This is a genomic window from Streptomyces bacillaris (assembly GCF_003268675.1).
Lineage (GTDB): Bacteria > Actinomycetota > Actinomycetes > Streptomycetales > Streptomycetaceae > Streptomyces > Streptomyces bacillaris.
In genome coordinates this window covers 6,270,002-6,283,458 of the sequence record NZ_CP029378.1, presented here as the reverse complement: position 1 = coordinate 6,283,458, position 13,457 = coordinate 6,270,002, and the positions used below count along the sequence as shown (strand labels likewise).

The following is a 13,457-nucleotide window of genomic DNA, read 5'->3' as shown; positions in this document are numbered from 1 at the left end:
CGGGAATGACGGACGTACGGTGGACCTCCCCCGGGCAGACAGCGGTGCCGTCCCCGCCCCGGGGCGCGGGCTCCTCGTGGTCGGGGACGTGGTCACGGATGTCGTGGCGCTGCACGGCTCCCCGCTCGTCCACGGCACGGACACCGCCGCCCGGATCCGGAGCGTGCCCGGTGGCGCGGGGGCCAACGTCGCCTGCTGGGCGGTGCGTTCGGGGTGCCGGGAGGTGGCGCTGCTGGCCCGGGCCGGGGCGGAGTCCGCCGACTGGCACCGGGAGGCGCTGGAGCGGGCCGGGGTGCGGGCGCTGCTGGCGGTGGACGACGAGGTGGCGACGGCGACGGTCATCGCGCTGGTGGACGCCGCCGCCGAGCGGACGTTCCTCACCGACAGCGGGGCCGTCCTGCGGCTCGCCGCCGAGGACTTCGCGCCCTCGATGCTCGACGGCATGGGGTGGCTGCACCTCTCCGGCTACCTCCTGTTCGCCGCCACCAGCCGCGCCGCCGCCCTGCTCGCCCTCGGGACCGCCCTGGAGCGCGGGGTTCCGGTGAGCGTGGACCCGGCGTCGGCGGGGTTCCTGGCGGAGCTGGGCCCGAAACGGTTCCTGGAGTACGCCGAGGGCGCCGAGCTGCTGCTGCCGAACGCGGACGAGGCCCGGCTGCTGACCGGGCTGCCCGAACCGGCCGAGTCGGCGGCCGAGTTGAGCCGTACGTTCCCCCGGGTCGTCGTCACCCTGGGCGGCGGGGGCGCGGTGGTGGCGGCCGGGGGCCGGGTGACGGGACAGGTCGGTGCCCGGCCGGTCCCCGTCCCGGTCGACTCCACGGGCGCGGGCGACGCGTTCACCGGCGGGTTCCTCGCGGCCGTGCTGGCCGGGGCGGACGACCGGACCGCCGCGGTGGAGGGCTGCCGGGCCGGGGCCGAGGCGGTCGCCACGGTGGGCGGGAGGCCGCCCCCGTAGTCGCCACGGTGGGCGGCCGGCCATCCCCATAGCCGCCACGTGGGCGGCCGGCCACGCCCGTAGTCGCCACGGCGGCAGCCTCCCGCGCGGCCGGTAGTCGGAACAGCCGGAACAGTCGGACGGAAGCGGGCGCCCGGAACCGCCCCGGCCTCCCGCGGACCGCTGAGCCCCCACACCGGACGGTCGCCTCAAGCCCCTAGGACTCGCCCACCCCCGACCACGCCGGATGCCCCGGGTCGTCGGCGCGCACGACCACGTCCGCGCGTTCGGCGGGCGCCGCCTCCTCCTCGTACCGGGCGAAGGCGGGCAGCGTCCACCGCTCCGCCTCCGGCGTGCGCCGTCGCAACGCGCCCTCCGAGAGCCGCACATGGACGCTCAGCGCGAACGGGAACCAGTGGCCGAGCAGCAGCGGCCCGTGCACGATCACCACCCCGCCCTCCGGCACCTCCCGGTACGGGGTGCGCGTGGCCCGGTCCGTCACCGGGTCCCACAGGTCGGGCAGCACCCGTCCGGAGCCGCCCGCCTCCAGCGGCCCGAACACCTCGCGCCAGAGCGCGCCCGTGTCGAACCAGCTGTCCGCGTACGAGTCCGGGTCCTCCCTCCCGTACTCGAACCGCAGGCTCGCCGGGCGCAGGAACCCCTCGGTGGGGACCACGAGCACCGAGCGGCCGCGCAGCCGCAGTTCATCGGCGACGCGTTCGGCCAGGTCGGCGGTGCGGGCGGCCGGGGCACCGTCGATGCCGAAAGCGGGCCGGGGTGATCCGTCGGGGGCGGTCAGGCCGTCCGCGTGCCGGGCCAGCTCACCGGCCAGCCGTTCCCAGGTGATCGCTTCGAGTCGCACGCCCCCATCATCCATGCCGGAGGCCACGGACCGGAGACCATGGATCCGGAGAACACGGAACCGGAGAACACGGATCGGAGGTCCCGACCCGGAGATCCCAGCCCGGAGCCACAGCCCGCCGGACACCACCCGGAAGCCACGGCCCCGCGCGCCTCACCCGCCCCGCAGCTCGGCGGCGAGCGGCCCCTCCCCCGTCACCTCGATCCGCCCGCCCTTGACCGCCTCCGCGAGGGTGACCTCGCCGCGCCCCAGCTCCAGGCAGAGTTCGGCGTCGAGGGTGATGCGGGCGTCGGGCCGGGGTGCCGGGCCGAATCCGTACGGCTCGCCCTCCGGCCCGGCCGCCGCGCCCCCTCCCGTACGGACGTGGAACTCGCCCTCGTCCAGACAGACTTCGAGGACGCCCTCCTGGGTGAGCCCGGCGAGTGCGCGCAGCAGGGGCAGGGCGAACCAGTGGGCGCGTACGGCGTCGGTGGGGCGGCGTTCGGTGAGGGCCGGGGCGCCCCACTCGGCCAGGGCGGTGAGGACGGGGAGCAGACCGTGGCCGCGCTCGGTCAGTTCGTAGACCGAGGCGGCGGCTGGCGGCGGGAGCTTGCGGCGCACGGCGAGGCCGCCCTGCTCCATGTCCTTGAGGCGGGAGGCCAGGACGTCGGTGGAGACGCCGGGCAGATCGGCGTGGAGGTCGGTGTAGCGGCGGGGTCCGGCGAGCAGTTCGCGGACGATCAGCAGCGTCCACCGGTCGCCCACGGAGTCGAGGGCGCGGGCGGAGGCGCAGAACTGGTCGTAGCTCCGGCGTCTGACGGGGCGTTGGGCGGCGGGCTGCTGACGTGGCATACGACGCAGTCTAGACATGTTGTTGGACTTTCCAAGCTCCAGCTTGGTAAAACCAAGTATCGCAGTTCGACTCGGGGAGGCACCGCATGGAGTTCCGGCAGTCCAGCAAGCTCAACGAGGTCTGTTACGAGATCCGGGGCCCGGTCATCGAGCACGCCAACGCCCTGGAGGAGGCGGGCCACAGCGTGCTCCGGCTCAACACGGGCAACCCGGCACTCTTCGGCTTCGAGGCGCCGGAGGAGATCGTCCAGGACATGATCCGGATGCTGCCCCGGGCCCACGGCTACACCGATTCGCGCGGCATCCTCTCCGCGCGGCGGGCGGTGGCCCAGCGCTACCAGTCCATGGGGCTGACCGAGGTCGGCGTGGACGACGTCTTCCTGGGCAACGGAGTCTCCGAGCTGATCTCGATGGCCGTTCAGGCGCTGCTGGAGGACGGCGACGAGGTGCTGATCCCGGCCCCGGACTTCCCGCTCTGGACGGCGGTGACCACGCTCGCGGGCGGCAAGGCCGTGCACTACATCTGCGACGAGGGCTCCGACTGGAACCCGGACCTCGCCGACATGGCGTCGAAGATCACCGATCGCACCAAGGCCGTCGTGATCATCAACCCGAACAACCCGACGGGCGCGGTCTATCCGCGCGAGATCCTCGAAGGCATTCTGGATCTGGCCCGTCGGCACAATCTGATGGTCTTCGCGGACGAGATCTACGACCAGATCCTGTACGACGGCGCCGAGCACCACAGCGCGGCCGTCCTCGCCCCGGACCTGGTCTGCCTCACCTTCAGCGGGCTCTCGAAGACGTACCGGGTGGCGGGGTTCCGCTCCGGCTGGATGGTGGTCTCCGGGCCGCGGCAGCACGCCCGCAACTATCTGGAGGGCCTGACCATGCTGGCCTCCATGCGGCTCTGCCCCAACGCGCCCGCGCAGTACGCCATCCAGGCCGCGCTCGGCGGGCGGCAGTCCATCCGGGAGTTGGTGGCGCCGGGCGGCAGGCTGCACGAGCAGCGGAACCGGGCGTGGGAGCGGCTGAACGAGATCCCCGGGGTCTCGTGCGTGAAGCCGAAGGGCGCGCTGTACGCGTTCCCGCGCATCGATCCGAAGGTGCACCCCATCGTCGACGACGAGAAGTTCGTGCTGGACCTGCTGTTGCGCGAGAAGATCCAGGTGGTGCAGGGCACGGGCTTCAGCTGGCCGCGCCCGGACCACTTCCGCATCCTGACCCTGCCGTACGCCGACGACCTCGACTCGGCGATCAGCCGCATCGGCCGCTTCCTGAACGGATATCGCCAGTGACCTGTGCCCTCTGCTCCGTCCCCGTCCACACCCAGTTCGCCACGCCGGAGTTGGTGGGGGCGATCGTGAAGGGCGGTCTCGACCCGGCCGAGGACCCGGGCTGGGCGGAGTCGGGGGCGTCGTCGCCCGGCGAGTACGCGCGCTGGGCAGGTCATCTGTGCGGTATGACCTGCCTGCGCATGGCGCTCGGCGCCGGTGCCCCTTCGCTGTTCGAGCTGCGGGACGGGGCTCTGAAGTACGGGGCGTACACGGAGGACGCGGACGGAACGATCCGGGGACTGGTCTACGCGCCCTTCGCGGAGTACGTCGGCGAGGTGTACGGGCGCGAGGCCACGGTCCACCGGCACCTGGGCGTGGACGAGATCCCGGGGCTGCTGGACGCGGGCCGGACCGTGCTGGTCTCCGTCCACTACGGGATCCGGCATCCGGAGCGACCGGCTCCGGGGCGGGGCGGGCATCTGGTGCTGGTGACCACCCGGACGGCCGACGGGTCCGGCCTCCACTTCCACAACCCGTCGGGGACGGACGCCGGGACGCGCGCGGCCGTGCTGCCGGTGGCGGAGTTCGAGCGGTTCTTCGCGGGGCGGGGCGTGTCGCTGGGAGCGGCGGAGGCCCCGGGAACGGGAGCGGGCCCGGAGGCGTAGCCGGCCTCCGGGCCCTGAGTGTGCCGCCCATCGGGCACGCCGGCACGTTTAAGGGTCCGGGTCAGTCATGATGTCGTCGCGTCCTGCCTTTGGACCACCGCAGATCGGAGCTCTGCGGGCCGGACTTGAACCGGCATCTCGACGCGCGCGGGCCCGGGCCCGTTCGATCCGGCGATCGGCGGCGAATGCTGAGTCTGGAGCAAGAGTCTGAGATTGACGGCGGTCTGCCTCTGCCTGCTTGGGCTACTCCGGCCCGTGCCGGAGGGAGGAGTCGAACCTCCACTGGAACCGCGCCTTCACGACAAGCTTCAGTTTCAGCTTGCGCTCCTCGCGCACCCCGGTCACCGTCATCGGCGGCCGGGGAATCCATGGTCGGTCACCCGAAGAGGTAACCGAATACCGCATCACCCACCCGCTGGTCGGTGACCTCCGCGCCGTTGGCCTCCTCGCGGGCGAACTTCACGGCCTGCTGGAGCTTCTCGACCCGGTCCAGCAGTTCGTTGACGCGCCGTGCGGGCAGCGCACCGGAGAACTTGACGGTCGTCCAGTAACCGATCGGGATGTCCTCGTAGTACACCTCGACCTGGGCCGGGTGCTTCTCGGTGGCCTCCGCCTTGACGTGGTTGCGGGGCACCTTCTTCGTACGGACCGTGCGGACCGGCTCGGTCTTCCAGGCGTCGGTGGACGGGTCCTGCACCCAGGCCTCGGCCGCGTCCAGCACCGGGAGCTTGCGGATGAAGGTGTTGAGGTCGGTCAGCTGCTTCTCCAGGAAGAGCAGATACGACACCGGCACCTCGGCCACCAGCACCCGGCCGTCGACCTTCACATCGGCCCGGGCCGAGCAGTTGGCCCAGTCCTTGGTGGCGGTCACGTCGAAGAGCCGGGTGAGCGTGGCGGCGGTCTCCCGCAGCACGTCCTCGGTCCTGACCTGGACCAGGGTCGACTCGGGCGGAAGCTGCTCGCCCTCCTCGTCCTTGGGCTGGTAGGTCCGGGAGATGCCGGCCAGCAGCGCGGCCTTCTGCAGGCCGTGATGTGCTGCCGTCAGGTCCTGGTGCGCCTTGGACTTGACGCCCTTCTCCACTGCGATGATCTGATTGAGTTTCGCCACGTCGAGGACGCTAACAGGGCCAACTGGGCGGTGGCCAAAGGTTTTACCGCCCGTGCCGGCTGCACCGCCCGTGCCCGCTCGCCATCCGCGCCCGTGCCCCGGGCGCGCGGTTCAGCGGACGTACGACGGGGTGTCCTCCGGGTCCGGGACCGCGTCGCCGGCCAGCAGTGCTTCGAGGGCGGCGACCGGGTCGTGCTGCGGGGCGGCGCGGGGCCACCAGTCGTCGGCGCCGGGGTCGGACTCGTAGCCGTACCAGCGCATGTCGTGGCCGAAGCGGAGCTGGAGCGAGCCGTCGGGGTGGGTGAGGTGGTTGCGCCGGGGCGTGAAGCGCGGGAACCCGGCGGCGGCCAGCAGCGGTCTGGCCCGGTCGAAGGGGCCGGCCGGCGGGTCCCAGGGCTCCCCCAGGACCGCGAGCCCCTCGGCTCCGCCCTGCCGCCAGGCGGCCACCGCGCGGGCCAGGTCGGTGGTGTTGCGGCCGGTGGCGTGGGCCAGCTCCCGGTAGAGCGCGCGGGTGGTGGCGGTGAGCCCGGCGGTGGGGCGGGAGGCGGCGATCCGGACGGCGTCCTGCCAGGGGGTGAGCCCGGCCAGCGGGTCGCGGCCCGTCGTGAGGAGCGCGTGGGCGCGGGCGGCCGCGTCGGTGGCGAGGTGGTCCAGGCCCAGCGGGTCGCGCGCGCCCGGCAGGTCCGGGTAGGACGGCGGCCGGTCGGGGTGCGGTGGTACGGGAAGGGGCGGCGGGAGCGGCGGCAGGAACCGGTCCGCCAGGGCTTCCGCCGCGGGGAGCGACGGGGGGACGGGCGGGGCGGCGGGGCGTTCGCGGGCGGAGTGCTCGGCGTTGCGGCGGCCCAGCTCGTCCAGCAGCTCGCGCTCGCCCCGGCCCCTCATCAGCAGCAGGACGAACGGGTCGCTGTCGAGCAGCCGTGCGGTCTGGTAGCAGAGGGCGGCGACATGCTTGCAGGGGCGGCCGTGGTCGGGGCACGTACAGCTCGGGTCCAGGTCGTCCCCGCCGGGCAGCAGCCGGACGTCGGCGTCCCGGGCGGTGTCGGCCAGGGAATGCGGCATCTCCTTGGCCAGCAGCGCGGAGAGGTGGCCGGGGTGGGCGGCGACCGCGTCGAGCAGGGTGTCCCAGCCGGTGTCGGTGAAGGTGCGCAGCCGCAGCTCCGAGCGGTAGGGGCGGGGGCGGCTGCCGTGCACATAGGCGACGACCCGGCCGGGGGTGACGGTGATCGCGGCGACCTTGCCCTCGTCGGCGTAGGCCCGGCCGCGGGCGAGCCGGGCCCCGTCCATCGACAGCGACTCCAGGGCGGCCACCCAGGCGCGGCCCCACCAGCTGTCCGCGAAGGGCTCGCCCTCCCGCGCGGTCCGGGCGGGCACCGCGTCGAAGGTACGCCGCAGATCGTCGGGGCCCGGCCGCGCACGCGGCGCCGAACGGGGTGCGGTGCGGGACGTCGAGCGGGATGCCGCGGCCGGGCCGGGTGCCGCCCCGGATGCCGCTGCCGGTCGCGGCCGGGAACCGGGGGCCGGGCGCGGGCTCATGCGGGCCTCCGCAACGAGACGAGGAGCAGGCTCATGCAGGCCTCCGCAGTGAGACGAGGTCGGCCAGATCGCGGTCGCTCAGCTCGGTCAGGGCGGTCTCGCCCGTGCCGAGGACCGCGTCCGCCAGGGCCCGCTTGGACTCCAGCAGCTCGCCGATCCGGTCCTCCACCGTGCCCTCCGCGACGAGGCGGTGGACCTGCACGGGCTGGGTCTGGCCGATGCGGTACGCCCGGTCGGTGGCCTGCTCCTCCACGGCCGGGTTCCACCAGCGGTCGTAGTGGACGACATGGGCGGCGCGGGTCAGGTTGAGCCCGGTGCCCGCGGCCTTGAGGGAGAGCAGGAAGACGGGAACCTGACCGGACTGGAAGCGGTCCACCATCCGCTCCCGCTCGGCCACCGGCGTGCCGCCGTGCAGGAGTTGGGAGGGGACCGCCCGGGAGGCGAGGTGCGCGGAGAGGAGCCGGGCCATGGTCACGTACTGGGTGAAGATCAGGACCGAGCCGTCCTCGGCCAGGATCGTGTCGAGCAGTTCGTCGAGCAGGGCGAGCTTGCCGGAGCGGCCGGTGAGCCGGGTGGGCTCCTCCTTCAGATACTGCGCGGGGTGGTTGCAGATCTGCTTGAGCGCGGTCAGCAGCTTCATGACGAGCCCGCGGCGGGCGATGCCCTCGGCCCCCTCGATCTGCGCCATCGTCTCGCGCACCGCCGCCTCGTAGAGCGTGGCCTGCTCCCGGGTGAGGGAGACGGGGTGGTCGGTCTCCGTCTTGGGCGGCAGCTCGGGGGCGATGCCGGGGTCGGACTTCTTACGGCGGAGCAGGAAGGGGCGGACCAGCCGGGCGAGCCGCTCGACCGCCTCCTCGTTGCCGAGGCCCGCGGCGGTGTCCGTGCTCTCCACGATCCGGGCGTGCCGGGCCCGGAACGCCTTGAGCGGGCCGAGCAGTCCGGGGGTCGTCCAGTCGAGCAGGGCCCACAGCTCGGAGAGGTTGTTCTCCACGGGGGTGCCGGTCAGGGCGACCCTGGCCTGGGCGGGGATGGTGCGCAGGGCCTTGGCCGTGGAGGAGTGCGGGTTCTTGACGTGCTGGGCCTCGTCGGCGACGACCAGCCCCCAGGTGTGCGCGGCGAGCTGCCCGGCGCTGGAGCGCATCGTGCCGTACGTGGTGAGGACGAAGCCGCCGTCCTGCCCGCCCAGCTCCCGGTCGGTGCCGTGGAAACGGCGGACGGGGACGCCGGGGGCGAAGCGGTTGATCTCCCGGTGCCAGTTGCCGAGGAGGGAGGCGGGGCAGACGACGAGCGTGGGGGCCTGCCGGGCCCGGTGCAGATGGAGGGCGATGAGGGTGATCGTCTTGCCGAGGCCCATGTCGTCCGCCAGACAGCCGCCCAGCCCGAGCGAGGTCATCCGGTCCAGCCAGGCCAGACCGCGCAGCTGGTAGTCGCGCAGGGTCGCGTCGAGCCCGGGCGGCGGGGCGATCGTGGTGTCCTCGTCGAGGAGCCGCGTACGGAGGGCGGCGAGGGCTCCGGCGGGCACGGCCTCGACCTGCTCGCCGTCCACCTCGGCGCTCCCGGTGAGGGCGACGGCCAGCGCGTCCACCGGGTCCAGCAGCCCCAGCTCCCGCTTGCGCGCCTTCCGTACGAGGCCGGGATCGACGACCACCCACTGGTCGCGCAGCCGCACCACCGGGCGGTGGGCCTCGGCCAGGGCGTCCATCTCGGCCTCGGTCAGCCGCTCGTCGCCCAGGGAGAGCTGCCAGTCGAAGGCGAAGAGCTGCTCGGCGTCGAAGAACGAAGTGCCGTCGGTGGCCGATCCGGGCGCGGGCCGCACGACGGCGGCCGCGGTGAGCGAACGGGCCAGCTCACGCGGCCAGTGCACCTGGACCCCGGCGGCCGCCAGCCGGGCCCCCGCGTCGCTCAGCAGCTCGTACAGCTCGTCCTCGGTGATCGCGAGCACATCGGGGACGGGCTGGTCCAGCAGCCGTTCCAGCGGGGGCCAGACCCGGGCGGCCCGGCGCAGCGCCAGCACCGCGTCGACCTGCGAGCGCGGCCCGAACGGCTCGCCCGCGAGCCCGTTCCACAGAGCGGCGGCGTCGACCACGTACGTCGGGTCGGCGAGGCTGTGCACCTGCACGACGGCCGCGGCGGCATGGCGGTGCGCCGGGTCGTCGGGGTGCACGGGATCGCGGGGGTGCGCCGGGTCGTCGGGGTGTGAGGCGTGCTCCGGGGCGTCCTCCCCCGCGGCCGTGACGGCGTAGGTGTCGGCGGTGTCGAACAGCTCGTAGGCGGAGAGGTCGAGCCGGAGCGAGACCCGCACCCCCGCGTCCACGCCCGAGGCCACCTCGACGGCCCAGGCGGCGGCGTGGGGCAGGTGCTGCGGCTCGCGGGCGGCGAAGGGCGCGCCCATCGCGAAGGCGGCGGCGGGGGTGCGCGGGAGGGTGTCGGCCACCGCGTCCAGGAAGGAGCCGATCAGCGCCTCCGGGTCGGGGAGCCGGGGCGGGTCCAGCCCCGGGAGCGGCACCGCGTGCCCCTCGGGCGGCAGCGCGGCGGCGGTGGCCCGCAGGTGTGCGACGTCCTCGGCATCGCGGGGGCCCGCCCGCCAGGCGTCGTGGGCGTCCGCCGTGAGACCGGGCAGGAGCCTGCCGCGCGCGACCAGGTGGAGGGCGTGCAGGGCGGCCGCGCCCCAGCAGCGGGTGGCGGGGTGGGCGGACGCCTGGTGCCGGGCGCGGACGAGCACGGGCAGCGCGTCGGCCACGGAGAGCAGAGCGGCGGGCACCTCGACGCTCCGGACCCCGGGCGGCCCGGCGGCCGGGGCCCCGCCCTCGGGGCCGGTCTCCCGCCGGACCACGGTGATCTCGGCCGGACGGTACGGCACGGTGTCGGCCGGGGCCCGGTCGTCGGAGTGGGCCGTGTTCGCGTACACGAAGGACGACGGGCCCACGGGGCCCTCGGCATGCGGGTCCCAGAAGGCGAACAGGCCGTCCCTCGGGACGGAGCCGGGCAGGAATACCGCCGCACAGCGCAGCAGACGGCCGGCGTCCGCCTCCCGCGGCTCGCCCCCGCCCGGAGCACGCGCACCCTGAGCAGCCATTCCGATCACCCCCCTCCCGCCTGATCCACCGGTCCACCCCGGTCCACCCGATCCACGGGGTCGTACCGGTCCGGTCCAGCACCGTTCATTGCTGACTCTGCGAGTCTAGGCGCGGGGTCTGACAATGCCGTCCACGGCCGTATCACCGCAGGTCGGAGCGGGGTACGGCAGGAGCGGAGCCGCTCGGCACCGGACACGCTGAGTGAGGGGCGAGCGGCGTCCCCGTACCGGCGCGGGGTGGCCCTCCGCCGTCCGGCCGCCCGTGCGGGATGTCCCTGCCCGGCCCCGCCCCTCGCCCGGTCGGCCGCGCACCGGATGCCCGGAGGGTGCGGAGCGGGCAGGGTGGCCAGCGCCAGCACGTCTCCGCGGCGCACCGATGAGAGCCGAAGGCGTACCGAACGAACCGGACGAGCACCGGTGAGAGCCGGACGAGCACCGGACGAGCAGACGAGGACCCGCCCATGTCCGTGACCGCGCCCGATCCCCGCCGCCGACGCCGTCTCGGCGCCGTCGCCGCAGCCTCGCTCCTCGCCCTCACCGTCTCGGGCTGCTCGGGCCTCGGCCGTACCGCCGTCGGCCCGGTGACCTATCACACCGACCGCGACGCGGTGGTGCAGGTGAACAGCCCCTCCGTACGCGGCTGCCACCGGCTCGCCCCCAGCGGGGCCCGGGAGATCGAGAACGGCACGCTGGTCGACATCGTCCTCTACCCCACCCGCGACTGCACCGGTAAGGGGACGGCCTATGTGGCCACCCGGTTCAGCGATGTGGCGGCCGAGAGCGGCCCGCCGTGGCGCAGCTACACCTTCGTGCACTGAGCGAACCCGTCACAGAAGCCGCGGATCAGCGGAGGAGGCGGGTCGGCCGAGAGAGCGGGCCAGCAGCCAGGTGCCGTCGTCGGTGAGGGCGCGGTCCACCGTCAGCCCCGCCGCCGCCAGGTGTCCGGCGAGCTGCCCGTCGGACAGCTCGCGTGACCGGAACGTCTGGGTCCACCGGACGTCACCGACGTCGTACTCCGCGCGCACCGACCTCACCCCGTCCCCCACCGGCTCGGCGGAGACGATCCGGATACGGCAGCCGGAGGCGTCGACCCGCTCCCACGGCAGCTCCGAGCGGTGGGCCACGCCCTCGCGCTGGATGAGGACGATCCCGTCGTCCTTCACCTGCCGGCGGCAGACGCGCAGCATGCCGTCCCGCACCCGGTGCTCGCCCGCGTGGACCAGGAACGAGCCGAGCAGCACGACGTCGAAGCGCTCGGTGCCGAGGTCCAGCGTCTCGATGGGGCTGCGCACCGTGCGCGCGCCGACGATGTGCGCCAGCATCTCCGCCGACTCGTCCACCGCCGTCACGGCGAAGCCGCGCTCGACGAGCGGGTGGGTCACCCGGCCCGCGCCGCAGCCCAGCTCCAGGATGCTCGCGCCGGGCGGGGCCACCGAGGCGATCACGTCCGGCTCGGCGCCGACGGCGAGCCGCCGGTACAGCTCGACGGCGCAGCCGTCCGGAGTGATGGCTCCCGGGCCCGTCCCCGCGTATCCCTCACGCACCGGTGATTCGCTCATGGAGGAGCGACGGACCGCCGGGCGGCCCTGGTTCCCGGCCGGGGCGTGCGGGGTCCATGCTGGAGGGTGAGGTGATCGCCATGCGTACCGGCAGTGAGCCCGCGACCGCCCGCAGTCCGCTGCGGCTACGGCTCTGGCTGAGTCTCTGGGGGACGTTCTGGGCGCTCTTCGGCCTGCTGGCCTTCTCGCTGACCGGGCGGCCGGGCTGGGCGGTGGCGTGCGCGGTGCTCCTGGCCCTCACGGTGCTGGACCTCTGCGTGGTCACGTACCGCATGCGTCAGGGGGCGCACTACCAGCCGGGGCGGGACGTGCCGCCGTACGAACCCGACCGGGGCGGCCGCCCCCAGTGGCGCAGGCCGGACCCCGGGGACGGCACGAAACCTCCGTGAGGCCCCTGCCTGGGGCACCCCGGGAGGTGCCGGGGACAGCGCTCAGTCCTCGGCCTCGAACCGGGCCGCCTTCAGATACTCCGGCTTCGGGTCGAGCGCCGCCGCGAGCCGGAAGTGCCGCGTCGCCGCGTCCGGGCGCCCCGCCCGCTCGAAGGTGCGGGCCAGGGCGTAGTGGGCGAAGGCGTTGTCCGGCTCGCGCTCCAGCACCAGCTCGAACTCCAGCTCGGCCGGGCGCAGTTGGGCGGCGGCGAAGAAGGCGCGGGCCCGGAGCAGCCGGGCGGCGGTGTTCTCCGGGTGGGCGGCGATCACCGAGTCGAGGAGTTTGACCGCGCCCCGGGGGTCCCGGGCGTCGAGCAGCTGCTCGGCCGCCCGGAAGTCGATGACATGGGTTTCCGGGTTGCTCTCGGGCACGGTCGCATCCTTCCCTTCGCTCCCGCGTTTTCAACATCCGGCCGGTGGCCGCTATTCCGGCCCGGACTCGGCCGGTGATGGCCGGGTCCAGCCGGTGGTGGCGCCCTGGTTCAGCCGATGAAGCCCGGATCCAGCCGGTGGCACCCCGGTTCGGCCGGTGATGGCTGATGCGGTCCGCGGTGCCCGGGGTCAGCCGGTGGTGGCGGCCGCCCGGCGCAGCAGTTCCTCCCAGACCCCGCGGACCTGCGGCTCCAGGGCCTCCAGCGGTCCGTCGTTGTCCACGGTCAGATCGGCGACGGCGAGGCGTTCCTCGCGGGTCGCCTGGGCGGCCATCCGGGCACGCGCGTCGGACTCGGTCATTCCGCGCAGGTTCACCAGCCGGTCGAGCTGGGTCTCGGCGGACGCGTCCACGACGACGACCAGGTCGTAGAGGGGCGCGAGGCCGTTCTCGGCCAGCAGCGGTACGTCATGGATGACGACGGCCTCCGCGCCCGCCTCCCGCTCCAGCTCGGCGGCGCGGGCGCCGACCAGGGGGTGGACGATCGCGTTGAGCGCGGCGCGGCGGTCCGGGTCGGCGAAGACGACCGCGCCGAGCGCCGCACGGTCCAGGGTCCCGTCGGGGGCCAGGATGTCCGGCCCGAACTCCTCGACCACGGCCGCGAGTCCGGGGGTTCCGGGCTCGACGACCTCGCGCGCGATCCGGTCGGAGTCGATCAGCACGGCCCCGTACGAGACGAGCAGCCGCGACACTTCGCTCTTGCCGGCGCCGATCCCGCCGGTCAGGCCCACTTTCAGCATGGGCCGCAGCCTACGGC

General features: G+C 74.3%; 13 protein-coding genes. 5 read left to right on the top strand and 8 right to left on the bottom strand.

From position 1 onward, the window contains the following. The first annotated feature begins 19 nt into the window (after positions 1 to 19). On the top strand, positions 20 to 952 hold the full coding sequence (locus DJ476_RS27295; RefSeq protein WP_112492639.1) for a carbohydrate kinase family protein: 933 nt from the start codon (positions 20 to 22) through the stop codon (positions 950 to 952). 196 nt (positions 953 to 1,148) lie between these two features. Here the strand turns inward: DJ476_RS27295 and DJ476_RS27290 are convergent, their stop codons facing one another. Continuing rightward, entirely contained in the window at positions 1,149 to 1,793 is a 645-nt protein-coding gene (locus tag DJ476_RS27290) for a nucleoside/nucleotide kinase family protein (RefSeq protein WP_112491771.1), read from the bottom strand. Positions 1,794 to 1,946: 153 nt separating this feature from the next. Then, positions 1,947 to 2,624 (bottom strand): winged helix-turn-helix transcriptional regulator, encoded by a 678-nt coding sequence (locus DJ476_RS27285; RefSeq protein WP_318294806.1) that lies wholly within the window; start codon positions 2,622 to 2,624, stop codon positions 1,947 to 1,949. Between the two features lie 86 nt (positions 2,625 to 2,710). On the opposite strand from DJ476_RS27285, the gene DJ476_RS27280 reads away from it, so the two are divergent. Together DJ476_RS27280 and DJ476_RS27275 are read left to right on the top strand one after the other, a co-directional pair. Further along, positions 2,711 to 3,922 carry a pyridoxal phosphate-dependent aminotransferase gene (locus tag DJ476_RS27280; RefSeq protein ID WP_112491769.1) on the top strand — a complete coding sequence of 404 codons (1,212 nt, stop codon included), beginning with the start codon at positions 2,711 to 2,713 and terminating at the stop codon, positions 3,920 to 3,922. Beyond that, entirely contained in the window at positions 3,919 to 4,566 is a 648-nt protein-coding gene (locus DJ476_RS27275) for a cysteine peptidase family C39 domain-containing protein (protein WP_112491768.1), read from the top strand. The genes DJ476_RS27280 and DJ476_RS27275 overlap by 4 nt, the downstream gene beginning before the upstream one ends. Before the next feature lie 376 nt (positions 4,567 to 4,942). On the opposite strand, the gene DJ476_RS27270 is transcribed toward DJ476_RS27275, so the two are convergent. The 3 genes from DJ476_RS27270 to DJ476_RS27260 form a co-directional block, all read right to left on the bottom strand. Then, positions 4,943 to 5,674 (bottom strand): DUF7873 family protein, encoded by a 732-nt coding sequence (locus tag DJ476_RS27270; protein WP_019763392.1) that lies wholly within the window; start codon positions 5,672 to 5,674, stop codon positions 4,943 to 4,945. A 111-nt stretch (positions 5,675 to 5,785) separates the two neighbouring features. Then, positions 5,786 to 7,207, bottom strand: coding sequence for an SWIM zinc finger family protein (locus tag DJ476_RS27265; RefSeq protein ID WP_404827549.1), 1,422 nt, complete (start codon positions 7,205 to 7,207; stop codon positions 5,786 to 5,788). A gap of 31 nt (positions 7,208 to 7,238) precedes the next feature. Beyond that, positions 7,239 to 10,283 carry a DEAD/DEAH box helicase gene (locus DJ476_RS27260; protein WP_103421398.1) on the bottom strand — a complete coding sequence of 1,015 codons (3,045 nt, stop codon included), beginning with the start codon at positions 10,281 to 10,283 and terminating at the stop codon, positions 7,239 to 7,241. A 461-nt stretch (positions 10,284 to 10,744) separates the two neighbouring features. Between DJ476_RS27260 and DJ476_RS27255 the strand changes: the two genes are divergently transcribed. After that, entirely contained in the window at positions 10,745 to 11,101 is a 357-nt protein-coding gene (locus tag DJ476_RS27255) for a hypothetical protein (RefSeq protein ID WP_103421383.1), read from the top strand. A gap of 9 nt (positions 11,102 to 11,110) precedes the next feature. Here DJ476_RS27255 and DJ476_RS27250 read toward each other — a convergent pair whose 3' ends face one another. After that, entirely contained in the window at positions 11,111 to 11,842 is a 732-nt protein-coding gene (locus tag DJ476_RS27250) for a class I SAM-dependent methyltransferase (RefSeq protein ID WP_103421382.1), read from the bottom strand. Positions 11,843 to 11,898: 56 nt separating this feature from the next. On the opposite strand from DJ476_RS27250, the gene DJ476_RS27245 reads away from it, so the two are divergent. Beyond that, positions 11,899 to 12,231, top strand: coding sequence for a DUF6343 family protein (locus DJ476_RS27245; protein ID WP_053561673.1), 333 nt, complete (start codon positions 11,899 to 11,901; stop codon positions 12,229 to 12,231). 42 nt (positions 12,232 to 12,273) lie between these two features. Here DJ476_RS27245 and DJ476_RS27240 read toward each other — a convergent pair whose 3' ends face one another. Both DJ476_RS27240 and coaE read right to left on the bottom strand, forming a co-directional pair. Continuing rightward, a complete protein-coding gene (locus tag DJ476_RS27240) occupies positions 12,274 to 12,642 on the bottom strand; it encodes a tetratricopeptide repeat protein (RefSeq protein WP_070203119.1) in 369 nt (122 codons plus the stop codon). A 189-nt stretch (positions 12,643 to 12,831) separates the two neighbouring features. Further along, a complete protein-coding gene (coaE, locus tag DJ476_RS27235) occupies positions 12,832 to 13,440 on the bottom strand; it encodes a dephospho-CoA kinase (RefSeq protein ID WP_112491767.1) in 609 nt (202 codons plus the stop codon). Positions 13,441 to 13,457 lie beyond the last annotated feature (17 nt).

Coding starts and splice junctions, on each gene's coding strand:
- DJ476_RS27285 (WP_318294806.1), bottom strand. CDS start 2,624: ATGCCACGTCAGCAGCCCGCCGCCCAACGCCCCGTCAGACGCCGGAGC.
- DJ476_RS27280 (WP_112491769.1), top strand. CDS start 2,711: ATGGAGTTCCGGCAGTCCAGCAAGCTCAACGAGGTCTGTTACGAGATC.
- DJ476_RS27265 (WP_404827549.1), bottom strand. CDS start 7,207: ATGAGCCCGCGCCCGGCCCCCGGTTCCCGGCCGCGACCGGCAGCGGCA.
- DJ476_RS27260 (WP_103421398.1), bottom strand. CDS start 10,283: ATGGCTGCTCAGGGTGCGCGTGCTCCGGGCGGGGGCGAGCCGCGGGAG.
- DJ476_RS27255 (WP_103421383.1), top strand. CDS start 10,745: ATGTCCGTGACCGCGCCCGATCCCCGCCGCCGACGCCGTCTCGGCGCC.
- DJ476_RS27250 (WP_103421382.1), bottom strand. CDS start 11,842: ATGAGCGAATCACCGGTGCGTGAGGGATACGCGGGGACGGGCCCGGGA.
- DJ476_RS27245 (WP_053561673.1), top strand. CDS start 11,899: ATGCTGGAGGGTGAGGTGATCGCCATGCGTACCGGCAGTGAGCCCGCG.
- coaE (WP_112491767.1), bottom strand. CDS start 13,440: ATGCTGAAAGTGGGCCTGACCGGCGGGATCGGCGCCGGCAAGAGCGAA.